Consider the following 11,495-nt stretch of genomic DNA (forward strand, 5'->3'; position numbering starts at 1 on the left):
CGTAGCCCTGCTGCTGACCGTAGTCGGGCTGGGCGGCCTGCTGGCCGTAACCGGGCTGAGCGGGCTGAGCGGGCTGCCCGTAGGCACCGGTCCCCTGCTGCTGGCCGTAACCGGGCTGTGAAGCCTGCTGGCCGTAACCCTGCTGCTGACCGTAGTCGGGCTGGGCGGCCTGCTGGCCGTAACCGGGCTGAGCGGGCTGAGCGGGCTGCCCGTAGGCACCGGTCCCCTGCTGCCCGTAGGCGCCGGTTCCCTGCTGCTGGCCGTACCCCTGCTGCTGGCCGTAGTCGGGCTGGGCGGCCTGCTGGCCGTAACCGGGCTGAGCGGGCTGCCCGTAGGCACCGGTCCCCTGCTGCTGGCCATAGCCCTGAGGCTGCCCGTACCCCTGCTGCTGCCCGTACCCCTGCCCGTAGCCGGGCTGGGTCTGTCCCGGACCCGTGTGCGGCTGTGAGGCCTCCGATCGGTATCCCACAATTGTCACGTCGGGGTCATGCTCGACAGGGGCTCGACCCGCGTTGTGCTGTCCGTACTCCGGCTGACCCGACGGTGTGCGATCGCGGTCGGGATCATCCTGGTACGGCGGCTGTCCGGTGCTCACCGCGTCACCTCACTTCGACTGCGCATGTGGCATATGTGAGACTCACATGCTTGCTGCTGCACAACGTATCGACATAGGTATCAACAGTCATCTTTTTGATCAGTCACAGTCAAGGTCAAGTCAGTCGGACTCTTGTGTCAGGTGAAGCAGCATTCGGGTGTTTCCCAAGGTGTTCGGCTTGACGTGCTCAAGATCAAGAAATTCCGCGACGCCTTCATCGTAGGAAGCGAGAAGTTCTGCGTAGACCTCCGGCGAGACGGGCGTGCCCTGGATCGGGCGGAATCCGTGCCTGGCGAAGAAGTCGACCTCGAAGGTGAGGCAGAAGACCCGGCGCAGGCCGAGTTCGCCGGCGGTGCGGATGAGTGCGGAGACGAGCCGGTGGCCGATTCCCTGACCGTGGCAGGCGGGGTCGACGGCGACGGTGCGGATCTCGGCGAGGTCTTCCCAGAGCACGTGGAGCGCCCCGCAGCCCACGACGATCCCGTCCCGGTCGGCCACCCAGAACTCCTGGACGTGCTCGTACAGGGTGACCGTGGCTTTCTCCAGGAGGCGTGGGCCGGCGCCCCCGTAGGTGTCGACGAGCCGCCGGATGGCACGCACGTCCGGGGTGCGGGCGCGGCGCACCGTGACCACGGCCGCATCCGCCCTGGCCTCCCGCTTCGCGTCCACGCCGTCGCCCCCGGCCCCCTCTCGGCGGCCCGCGATCCCGGTGTCGCGTACGGCCGGCGTCGGGGAATGCTCCGCAACCTGCTCCATGACCGATCAGAGTACGTCCTCGGCGCACTCTAATTACGGCTCACCCATAACTCACAGCTCACAGTCATCAGATGACTTTCGGTAGCGCGGACATCACGCTGAGCAAAAATTGCCGGTGATGGGCCGGATCTCACCTTTCATGCGGTCCGAGACCTGCGAAGACCCGCCCCATCCGCACCCCTGAAGCGCATAGAACCAGCATAATGCGCATGTTGATCATGAAATCGCGTGATCCTCCCGTGACTTTTCAGTTGTGGAAGCTCTACCAAGTTTGTAGTTCTGGTTGAGCATGAACCTTGAATTGCACTAATGTCCCTGCTCGATGTCAGCGACGCGAAACAGCTGACCCGCCGAATCCCCGAACCCGGGGAACCGGGGACCCACCCTCCACAAGTCCCCCGGGGTGAATCCGAGATGCCACAAGCATCCTCGGTAGGGCTGCCTCCGGCCCGAACCCGTCAGCTAACCCGGTAGGCGGCCGAGAGAGGAGCCTGTTGGTGAAGCGCACGCGCAGCCGTGGGAGAAGGCGCACGGGCAGACCTGCCCGTCATCGAGAACACGCGGCGCGTGGACTCTCCGGCCGGATAGCGCTCATCGGGCTGGCGTTCACCTCCCTGGCCATGGGCACTCCTCTGGTCGCGGCCACCGCCGACCCCAAGCCCAATCTCCAGCAGCTCGCCAAGCAGGCCGAGAAACTGCACACTGAGATCGAGACGCTCACCGAGCAGTACAACGGCGAGCGGGTCAAACTCAAGCAGGCCCAGCGCACCGCCGAAACCGCCAAGAAGACCCTGGCCGTCAGCGAATCCGAGCTGGCGTCCCGACGCGCCAAGGCCTCTCTCCTTCTGCAGAGCGCCTACATGTCGGGCGGCCTGGGTTCCGCGCTCGCCTTCACCCAGTCGGCCGACCCCGACACCTTCCTCGACCAGGCCACCACGACCTACGCGCTCCGGCAGCAGCAGAGCGAGGAGGTCGCCCAGGTCACCCGGGCGATCCAGGCCGCCGAGCGAGCGCAGGCCAGTGCCAAGGCCCGGAGCACCGAGGTCAAGACGCTCCTCACCGAGATCGGCACCAGACGCACCAAGATCGAGCGGCTGGTCGCCAGGGTCGAGAGCGACCTGTTCAGAGAGGTGCGCGTCCGGGCCGACTCCACCCGCGGCAGGCGAGTGAAGATCAACGTTCCGATCGTGGGCGAGGGCAAGGCCGCCGAGGCCGCCCGCTGGGCGCTCACCCAGCAGCTCAAGCCCTATGTCTGGGGCGCCGAGGGGCCCAACTCCTTCGACTGCTCCGGCCTGGTCATGTGGGCCTACCAGAAGGTCGGCATCAGCCTGCCGCACTACACCGGCGACCAGTGGACCGCGGGCACCCACATCTCCAAGAGCGAGCTGCGCCCGGGTGACCTGGTCTTCTTCTACAGCGACCTGCACCATGTCGGGATCTACATCGGCGCGGGACTGATGGTTCACGCACCCCAGACGGGTGACGTCATCCACATCGCCTCGATCAACAACCGGCCCTTCGCCGGCGGCGTGCGGATCGCGGGCTGAGGCGGCCCGTGCCGGGCCGAGGCGGACCGGCACGGCTTCAGACCCTAGATCAACCGGCGGCGGGCGGCCCAGGCCACGGCTTCGATCGCCGTGGCCACGCCGATGCGGTCGCAGATGCCACGGAGCCTGCGCCGGACGGTCCGGCCGCTGATGTCGAGGCGACGCCCCACCCGGTCCACGGTGACGCCCTTGGCAAGTTCTGCCAGGAGCACGAGATCTTCGTCACTGAGACCGATCTCGCCCATGCCCGGGAAGCTGTCGCCGCGGCGAGAATCCACTTCTGGATACGCCATCTAGAGTCGCTCCCCCCGCACTGGAACTCAGGCGTGAGTATCTTGGAATGAATGTCGTCCGTCAGGAACGGTAAACGCCTTGTTCAAAGGTCGTCAAGTTCCACTCTCCGTGCGAGCAGCGCACGCTATTGACATAGTGGTCGCTACGTGAAGTACTCATGATATGTCAGCGCCTTTACGGTTAAGTCGCGGCCAAGCCAAAGCTCGCACCCGCAGGCGTCTGATGGCCGCGGCGGCCCAGACCTTCGCAGAACAAGGTTTTGCTGGAGCGTCGGTCGACGAGATCGCCTCCAGGGCGGGTCACACCGTCGGCGCCCTCTACTCGCATTTCACCGGAAAGACGACCTCTTCCTCGCCCTCTTCGACGAGCACGCCGCCCACGAGCTTGACGACGTGGAGAAAATCACCGTGCAATGGAAGAGGAAGGATGGAGCCGGCTTTAGGACGTTCGGCGCATATCTGGCCGAGGCCGCCGATCGTCACATGATGTGGAGCATGCTCGAAATCGAGTTTCTGCGCTATGCACTAACTCGGCCGGAATTGCTCGATCGCCTGGCCGCCCGCTGGAGGTCTCCCCGTACGGCCGTCGCGCGCCTGGTGGCCCCGCACTGCGCGGCACACGACCCGGTCGCGGTGGCGACCGCGATCATCGGACTTTTCGAGGGGCTCGTGACACAGCGGCGCGCCGACCGGGACGCGGTGCCGCCGGAGCTGTTCGCCCAGGCGTTGCGCTGGTTGATGGCCGGGGTCGCTCACACGCCGGAAGGCGGGCCGTGAGCGTCGTCACGGCCCGCCTCCCCGGCTTCGGCCTGTTCGTTCCCCGCGCCGCCCGAGCGGCCGCCGGGCTCAGCCGGTCGGCTTGACCAGCGGGAACAGAATGGTCTCGCGAATGTTCTTTCCGGTGAAGGCCATGATGAGGCGGTCCACGCCGAGCCCCATGCCGCCGGTGGGGGGCATGGCGTATTCCAGGGCGGTGAGGAAGTCCTCGTCGAGCTGCATGGCCTCGGGGTCGCCGCCCGCGGCGAGCAGGGACTGCTCGGTGAGGCGGCGGCGCTGCTCGACCGGGTCGACCAGCTCCGAGTAGGCGGTGCCCAGCTCGGTGCCGAACCCGATCAGGTCCCACTTTTCGGTGAGGAGCGGGTTGTCCCGGTGCTGACGGGTCAGCGGGGAGGTCTCCAGCGGATAGTCCATGACGAACGTGGGCTGGATGAGGGTGTGCTCGACGAGCGCCTCGAAGATCTCCTGCACGAGCTTGCCCTGACCCCACTTGGGATCCCAGCGGATGTCATGGGCGTCGGCGTGCTTGCGGACGTGCTCCAGCGGCGTCTCGGTCGTGATCTCCTCGCCCAGCGCCTCCGAGACCGACCCGTAGAGGGTGATCCTCGGCCACTCCGCCAGGCCGAGGTCGACCTCCTGACCCTCGTAGGTCACGACGGAATGGCCGAGCGCGGCCACGACCGCGCTCTGGATCATCCGCTGGGTCAGGTCGGCCATGTCGTTGTAGTCGAGATACGTCCCGTAGGCCTCAAGCATCGTGAACTCGGGGTTGTGGGTGGAGTCCGCGCCCTCGTTGCGGAAGTTGCGGTTGATCTCGAAGACCTTCTCGATGCCGCCCACCACGAGCCGCTTGAGATAGAGCTCGATCGCGATGCGAAGGTAGAGCTCCATGTCGTAGGCGTTGATGTGGGTCTTGAACGGCCGGGCCGCCGCGCCGCCGTGGATCGGCTGGAGCATCGGCGTCTCGACCTCAAGGTAGCCCTCGCCGTGCCAGAAGTCGCGGATCGCCCGCACGACGGCGCTGCGGGTGTAGGCCATGCTCCGGGCCTCGTCGTTGACGATGAGGTCCAGGTAGCGCTGGCGAACCCGCGCCTCGGGGTCGGTCAGCCCGGCGTGCTTCTCCGGCAGCGGGCGCAGGCACTTGGAGGTGATCGCCCAGCGGTCGGCGAGGATGGACAGCTCGCCCCGGCGGGAGGTGATGACCTCGCCTTCGATGCCGATGTGGTCGCCGAGGTCCACGTCGCGCTTCCACGCGGCCAGGGAGTCCTCGCCCACCTTGTCCAGAGAGATCATGACCTGGAGGTCACCGGACCCGTCGCGGATCGTGGCGAAGCAGAGCTTGCCCCCGGTCCGGGACAGCATGACCCGCCCTGTGACGCCCACTTTGTCGCCGGTCGCGGTGTCAGCGGCGAGATCGGCGTATTTCTCGCGGATCTCGGCGTTGGTCGCGGTGCGCGGGAAGCTCACCGGGTAAGGATCGACGCCCTCGGAACGGAGGCGGTCGAGCTTTTCCCGGCGCACACGCATCTGCTCAGGCAGATCTTCGGCTGGGTTCGTCACGTCGTCGGTCACAAGGGCAAGGGTACCGATGTCCGACTACATGGTGTTGCGGTGATAGATCAGACGGAGACCGATCAAAGTGAGCCACGGCTCATGCACGTCGATCGAGCGCGCCTCGCCGACCACGAGCGGCGCCGCGTTGCCGGTCGCGACGACGGTGACGTCGTCCGGGTCGTCGGCCAGCTCGACCGCCATGCGCTCGACGATCCCGTCCACCTGGCCGGCGAAACCGTAGATGATGCCCGACTGGAGCGCCTCGACCGTGTTCTTGGCGATCACCGAGCGAGGCCGGATCAGCTCCACCTTGTGCAGCTGCGCTCCGGCCGCGGCCAGCGCGTCCACCGAGATCTCGATGCCGGGGGCGGTCACCGCGCCGATGTATTCCCCCTTGGCGGAGACCGCGTCGAAGGAGGTCGCGGTGCCGAAGTCGACGATGATGCACGGCCCGCCGTACAGCTGGATGGCCGCCAGCGCGTTGACGATCCGGTCGCTGCCGACCTCCTTCGGGTTGTCCATCCTGACCGGCACCCCGGTGCGGATGCCCGGCTCGACGATCACCGCGGTGACGTCGCCGTAGTAGCGGCGGCACATCTCGCGCATCTCGTTGAGCACCGACGGCACCGTGGAGCAGAGCGCGATGCCACTGATGTCGGCGTCCTTGAGCAGCGGCGACTGCCCGAGCAGCCCCTGAAGCACGACCGCGATCTCGTCGGCCGTGCGCCGGGCGTCGGTGGCGATCCGCCAGTGCTCGATGACCTCCTCACCCTCGAACAGGCCGAGAACGGTGTGGGTGTTACCGACATCAATGGCGAGCAGCATCAATTCCCCCGAAGGTCCAAGGCGATGTCGAGTGCCGGCGCCGAGTGGGTGAGCGCGCCCACGGCAAGATAGTCAACGCCTGTTTCAGCCACGTCACGAGCCGATTCCAAGGTCAACCCTCCACTGGACTCCAGTCGTGCCCTGCCGTCCACCAGCCGTACGGCCAGCGCCAGCTGGTCCACGCTGAAATTGTCCAACAAGATCTCCTCGGCTCCCTCGGCGAGTACCGGCTCGATCTGGTCGATCCGGTCGACCTCGACTTCGATCGGCAGGCCAGGGTAGGCGTCCCGGACCGCCCGGAACGCCTCGGCCACCCCTCCGGCGGCCACCACGTGATTGTCCTTGATCAGCGCGGCGTCCGAAAGCGACATGCGATGGTTGACCCCGCCGCCGCACCGCACGGCGTACTTCTCCAGGGCCCGCAGTCCGGGCAGCGTCTTGCGGCTGTCCCTGATCCGGGCGCCCGTACCCGCCACGGCCTGGACCCAGCGGCCGGTGAGGGTCGCGATGCCGGACAGGTGGGTGAGCAGGTTGAGCGCGGTCCGCTCCGCGGTCAGCAGGTCTCTCGTGGGACCGGTGACGGTCATCAGCACGTCGCCCTTCGCGGCGCGCTCACCGTCCTTGACCAGGCGCTCCGCCTTGAGGCGCCCCTGGCTGACATACGAGAACACCCCCTCGGCGAGGGCCAGCCCGCAGACCACCCCGTCCGCGCGGGCCACCACGTCGGCGGTGTCGGTCTGCCCGGCCGGGATGGTGGCGAGGCTGGTCACGTCGCCCTGGGCCTGCACGTCCTCGTTCAGGGTGGTCTCGAAGAGCGCCGCCACCGCGACCGGGTCGAGGCCCGCCTCCGTCAGCTCCGTCTCCACCTGGGGCGGCAGCACGGTCGCGCGCCGTCCGTGCGGCACGTAGGTCATGGTCATTCCCTCCACTGTCAGGGTCACGTCGAGGTGGCCCAGCCACCAGGCATCGTTCTGCCGGGAGAAGTCCTCACGCCAGTGTGACCCTCGGGTCTCCTCGCGGCTGCGGGCGGCCAGCACCAGCGCCGACGCGACCGTCAGCAGGTTGGTGGCCTCCCACGACTCGGTGCACGGCTCGACCGCCACCGGGGTCCACCGGGCGGCCAGCAGGGCCTTGGCGACCTCGGCCAGAGACTCCTGGCTGCGCAGCACGCTCGCGCCCCGGCTCATGTGCGCCTGGATCCTGGGCCGGGTCCTGGGGTCGACCAGGCCGGCGGGCCGGTCGTCGGTCACCGGTTCGCCGGGGGCCCGCCGTACGGTGCCCGCGGGTGCGCCCGCCGATCCGGCCTGCCGCTCCGCGTGGATGTCGGCGGCGATCCGCTCGGCGAAGACCAGCCCTTCGAGAAGCGAGTTGGAGGCCAGCCGGTTGGCGCCGTGCACGCCGGTGCAGGCCACCTCGCCGCACGCGTACAGACCCGGCACGCCGGTGCGGCCGTACAGGTCGACGCGGACGCCGCCGCTGGCGTAGTGGGCGGCCGGGGCGACCGGGATGGGCTGGGTGACCGGGTCGACGCCGTGCTCCAGGCACACCGCGTAGATCGTCGGGAAGCGGGTGCGCCACTTCTCCTCGCCGAAGTGGCGGGCGTCGAGATACATGTGGTCGGCACCGGTCTCGCGCATCCGCCTCATGATCGCCTTGGCCACGACATCGCGAGGCGCGAGGTCGGCCAGCTCGTGGACGCCCGCCATGAAGCGGGTCCCCTCGGCGTCGATCAGCACCGCGCCCTCGCCCCGGACCGCCTCGGAGATCAACGGCTGCTGACCGGTCGCTTCCTCTCCGAGCCAGAACACGGTCGGGTGGAACTGGACGAACTCCAGGTCCCGGACGGTGGCGCCGGCCCGCAACGCCAGCGCCACCCCGTCGCCCGTGGAGACGACCGGGTTGGTGGTGGCGGCGTAGACCTGGCCCATGCCGCCGGTGGCCAGAACCACCGCCCTCGCCCTCACCGCGCCCACGCCGTCGCGTTCGCCCTCGCCCATGACGTGCAGGGTGACTCCCGCCGCCCGGCCCTCGGCGTCCTTGAGCAGGTCGAGCACGAGCGCGTGCTCGATCACCTCGATCGCCGACTCCCCGACGGCCTGGACAAGCGCCCGCTGGACCTCCGCCCCGGTGGCGTCGCCGCCCGCGTGCACGATGCGGTTGCGCCGGTGGCCGCCCTCCCGGGTGAGCTGGAGCTCACCCGATTCGTCGGTGTCGAACCGGGCACCCGCCGCGATCAGTCTGCGCAGCGCGGCGGGCCCCTCCGTCACCAGGACGCGGACGGCCGCCTCGTCGCAGAGGCCGACCCCGGCGATGAGCGTGTCGGACAGGTGCTCGGCGGGAGTGTCCTGCGGATCGAGCACGGCCGCGATCCCGCCCTGCGCCCAGCGGGTCGATCCCGACGACAGCACGTCCTTGGTGACGACCAGGACCTTCGCCTCGGGGTCGAGACCGGCATACCGCAGTGCCAGGGTCAGCCCCGCGATGCCGGAGCCCACCACGACCACGTCCGCTTCGACCGTCCAGCCCGGATCGGGCGCGGTCAACCTCTGGGGGATGGCCGGGATAGTCATTGCCGCCTCCTCGCGGGGACTGTTAGAGGCTCTTCATTTCGTCAACATGACGATAACGTCAGCGCCGCGCCGGCTGTTCCCCGGGGGGCCACGACGGCCGCTCCCGGAGGGTGGAGGATTCGTCCCTGTCCCCCGGACCGCCTACCGGGAGACGTCCGCCGCCGGGTGCGGCTCGTCGCCGCGGAGAAGGCCGGGCGACGCGGCGGCGAGGTCGTGGCCGAGATCGACGATCCGGTTGCCGCCGTCGACGTGGACGACCCGGGGCTGGAAGGTTCTCGCCTCGGCGTCGTCGAGCTGGCCGTACGCGATGATGATCACCAGGTCACCCTGGTGGATGAGGCGGGCGGCGGCGCCGTTGACGCCGATGATCCCCGAACCCCGGGGACCGGCGATCGTGTAGGTCACCAGCCGGGCACCGTTGTCGATGTCCACCACGTGGACCTGTTCGCCGGGGAGCAGGCCCGCCGCGTCCAGCAGATCCTCGTCGACGGTCAGCGATCCCACATAGTGCAGGTCGGCCTGGGTGACGGTGGCACGGTGGATTTTGGACGTGAGCATGGTCCGGAGCATGCGTCGATCACCTTTCGCTCGGTCGCGCCGCTTCGTGAGCGTGCACGCCTGAGCGGAATATACCTAAGCCGCAGAACACGGTCTCGCCGACCGTCTCCGGAGGTGGCCACCCATGCCCGACCGACCCGGTGGATCCCGCCGCCGCCGTCGAAGGGTGATCGTCACATCGCCGATCGGCCCGGTGGACCCCGTCGCCGTCACAGGGTGATCGTCACGTTGTCGATCAGCCTGGTGGACCCCACCTTCGCCGCGACGGCCAGGATCGCCTCACCCGCGTGGTCCTCACCGACCTCCGTGAAGGTCGCGGGGTTCACCAGGACCAGGTAGTCGACGGCCACCGCGGGCTCACCCTCCAGTACGGCGAGCGCGGCCCGGCGGATCTCCCCCGGCGTCCGCCGGTCGGCTCCGGCGAACAGGGCCCGGGACAGGGCCAGGGCCGCCCTGCGGTCCTCTGCCGACAGGTAGCGGTTCCGGCTGGACAGCGCCAGGCCGTCCGCCTCCCGGACCGTGGGTCCCCCGACGATGGAGATCGGCAGGTCGAGGTCGGCGACCATCCGGCGGATCATCGCGAGCTGCTGGGCGTCCTTCTGGCCGAACACCGCCACGCCCGGCTGGACCAGGTTGAAGAGCTTGAGCACCACGGTCAGCACACCGTCGAGGTGTCCCGGCCGGAAGGCTCCCTCGACGACCGTGCCCATCTCCCCCGCCGACACGCCGACCTGCCTGTCCGGCAGATACATGTCCTCGGCGGCGGGGGCGAACACCAGGCTCACGCCTTCGGCCGCGCACACCTCCAGGTCGGCGTCGAACGTGCGGGGATAGCGGGAGTAGTCCTCGTTCGGGCCGAACTGCAGCGGGTTCACGAAGATGCTCACGGCCACGTGGTCGGCCCGCTCGTGGGCCAGCCGCATGAGCGAGCGGTGCCCCTCGTGCAGGGCGCCCATGGTCGGCACCAGCGCCAGCGAGGCCTTCCCCGGAGAAGTCACGCCGCCGACCCCGAGGACCTGCCTGGCCTTGGCCAGCTCGGCACGGTCGCCCGCCACGATCACGTCCATATGTTCCCTCCCAGAGCGTCCAGGAGGCGCTCGGCGGCCTCGGGCTTGAGCAGCCCCGCCGCCAGCGCCCGGTCCGCCGTGAGCCTAGCGAGGGCCACGTAGGCGTCCGCCGCCTCGGGTGCGGCCAGGATCAGCGCGTCCACGTGCTTGCGGACCGTCGCGGCGTCCCCGCGCACCACGGGGCCGGTCAGCCCGGCGATGCCGAGCCGCAGCACGTTGTCCAGGGCCGCGCCCAGCAGAGGGCCGAGCATCCGGCCCGGCTGCTCCACACCGATCTTCCCCAGCAGCTCGGAGGACTCCGCGATGAGCGTCACCATGTGGTTGGCCGCGCCCGCCAGCGCCGCGTGGTAGAGCGCCCGGTCCTCGTCTTCGATCCAGACCGGCTCGCCCTCCATCTCGATCACCAGGGCCTCGGCCACCGGACGGAGCGGATCGGGTGCGGTGACCCCGTACGAGATGCCGGTCAGGCGGCGCAGGTCGTCGTCCCGGCCGGTGAAGGTCATCACCGGGTGAAGCGCCAGCGGCAGCGCTCCCGCCCTGGTCGCCGGGTTCAGCACCGCCAGGCCGTACGCGCCGCTGGTGTGAGCCACCAGCTTGCCCCGCAGGTCGACGCCGGTGCCGACCAGACCCGAGACCAGATCGGGCAGCACGTCGTCGGGGACCGCGAGGAGGACCAGGTCCGACTGCGCGACCACGTCCTCCGGGCGGGTGGGAGTCACACCGAGGCGCTCGGCGGCCCGTTCCCTGGAGGCGTCGGAAACACCGCTCGCGGCGACGACCCGATGACCCGCCCGCGCGAGTGCGGCGCCGAGCGCCGAGCCGACCCGGCCGGCTCCGACCACTCCGACGGCCAGCCGTGCCGGGCGATCGACTGCGTCCATGACGTCCCGTCCTTACCAGATGGGGGCTCCGTGCCCAGTTGACCCAGAGTAACGGGCTCGGCCGTGACAGCC

The 11,495-nt window shown here is 69.2% G+C and carries 11 protein-coding genes, 1 pseudogene and 1 riboswitch; of the genes and pseudogenes, 3 read left to right on the forward strand and 9 right to left on the reverse strand.

All coding sequences use genetic code 11. The features are described from left to right. Window positions 1-595: pseudogene (locus ACFY2X_RS20610) on the reverse strand (hypothetical protein); the annotation flags it as partial. A 120-nt stretch (window positions 596-715) separates the two neighbouring features. Continuing rightward, a complete protein-coding gene (locus ACFY2X_RS20615; RefSeq protein WP_389940084.1) occupies window positions 716-1,351 on the reverse strand; it encodes an amino-acid N-acetyltransferase in 636 nt (211 codons plus the stop codon). Window positions 1,352-1,689: 338 nt separating this feature from the next. Further along, window positions 1,690-1,843, forward strand: a riboswitch (cyclic di-AMP (ydaO/yuaA leader). 5 nt (window positions 1,844-1,848) lie between these two features. Between ACFY2X_RS20615 and ACFY2X_RS20620 the strand changes: the two genes are divergently transcribed. Then, entirely contained in the window at window positions 1,849-2,898 is a 1,050-nt protein-coding gene (locus ACFY2X_RS20620; RefSeq protein WP_389940085.1) for an NlpC/P60 family protein, read from the forward strand. Window positions 2,899-2,942: 44 nt separating this feature from the next. Here the strand turns inward: ACFY2X_RS20620 and ACFY2X_RS20625 are convergent, their stop codons facing one another. After that, window positions 2,943-3,143 carry a LuxR C-terminal-related transcriptional regulator gene (locus ACFY2X_RS20625; RefSeq protein ID WP_031157992.1) on the reverse strand — a complete coding sequence of 67 codons (201 nt, stop codon included), beginning with the start codon at window positions 3,141-3,143 and terminating at the stop codon, window positions 2,943-2,945. 271 nt (window positions 3,144-3,414) lie between these two features. Between ACFY2X_RS20625 and ACFY2X_RS20630 the strand changes: the two genes are divergently transcribed. After that, window positions 3,415-3,678, forward strand: a complete 264-nt coding sequence (locus tag ACFY2X_RS20630) for a TetR family transcriptional regulator (RefSeq protein ID WP_389940086.1) — start codon at window positions 3,415-3,417, stop codon at window positions 3,676-3,678. Beyond that, window positions 3,585-3,968 (forward strand): hypothetical protein, encoded by a 384-nt coding sequence (locus ACFY2X_RS20635; protein ID WP_389940299.1) that lies wholly within the window; start codon window positions 3,585-3,587, stop codon window positions 3,966-3,968. The genes ACFY2X_RS20630 and ACFY2X_RS20635 overlap by 94 nt, the downstream gene beginning before the upstream one ends. Before the next feature lie 69 nt (window positions 3,969-4,037). Here ACFY2X_RS20635 and lysX read toward each other — a convergent pair whose 3' ends face one another. From lysX to ACFY2X_RS20665, 6 genes are all read right to left on the reverse strand, one after another. Further along, on the reverse strand, window positions 4,038-5,540 hold the full coding sequence (gene lysX, locus ACFY2X_RS20640) for a bifunctional lysylphosphatidylglycerol synthetase/lysine--tRNA ligase LysX (protein WP_389940087.1): 1,503 nt from the start codon (window positions 5,538-5,540) through the stop codon (window positions 4,038-4,040). A 24-nt stretch (window positions 5,541-5,564) separates the two neighbouring features. Next, window positions 5,565-6,347: a type III pantothenate kinase gene (locus tag ACFY2X_RS20645; protein WP_389940088.1), complete on the reverse strand. Its 783-nt coding sequence runs from the start codon at window positions 6,345-6,347 to the stop codon at window positions 5,565-5,567. Then, window positions 6,347-8,917, reverse strand: a complete 2,571-nt coding sequence (locus tag ACFY2X_RS20650) for an L-aspartate oxidase (RefSeq protein WP_389940089.1) — start codon at window positions 8,915-8,917, stop codon at window positions 6,347-6,349. The genes ACFY2X_RS20645 and ACFY2X_RS20650 overlap by 1 nt, the downstream gene beginning before the upstream one ends. A 141-nt stretch (window positions 8,918-9,058) precedes the next feature. Continuing rightward, window positions 9,059-9,487: an aspartate 1-decarboxylase gene (gene panD, locus ACFY2X_RS20655; RefSeq protein WP_389940090.1), complete on the reverse strand. Its 429-nt coding sequence runs from the start codon at window positions 9,485-9,487 to the stop codon at window positions 9,059-9,061. Between the two features lie 197 nt (window positions 9,488-9,684). Beyond that, window positions 9,685-10,542 (reverse strand): pantoate--beta-alanine ligase, encoded by an 858-nt coding sequence (panC, locus tag ACFY2X_RS20660; protein ID WP_389940091.1) that lies wholly within the window; start codon window positions 10,540-10,542, stop codon window positions 9,685-9,687. After that, the gene (locus tag ACFY2X_RS20665) at window positions 10,533-11,423 is read right to left on the reverse strand and encodes a Rossmann-like and DUF2520 domain-containing protein (protein ID WP_389940092.1); all 891 of its coding nucleotides are present in this window, start codon (window positions 11,421-11,423) and stop codon (window positions 10,533-10,535) included. The genes panC and ACFY2X_RS20665 overlap by 10 nt, the downstream gene beginning before the upstream one ends. Between the last annotated feature and the right edge of the window lie 72 nt (window positions 11,424-11,495).

Source organism: Streptosporangium sp. NPDC000396 (assembly GCF_042898655.1).
Classification (GTDB): domain Bacteria; phylum Actinomycetota; class Actinomycetes; order Streptosporangiales; family Streptosporangiaceae; genus Streptosporangium.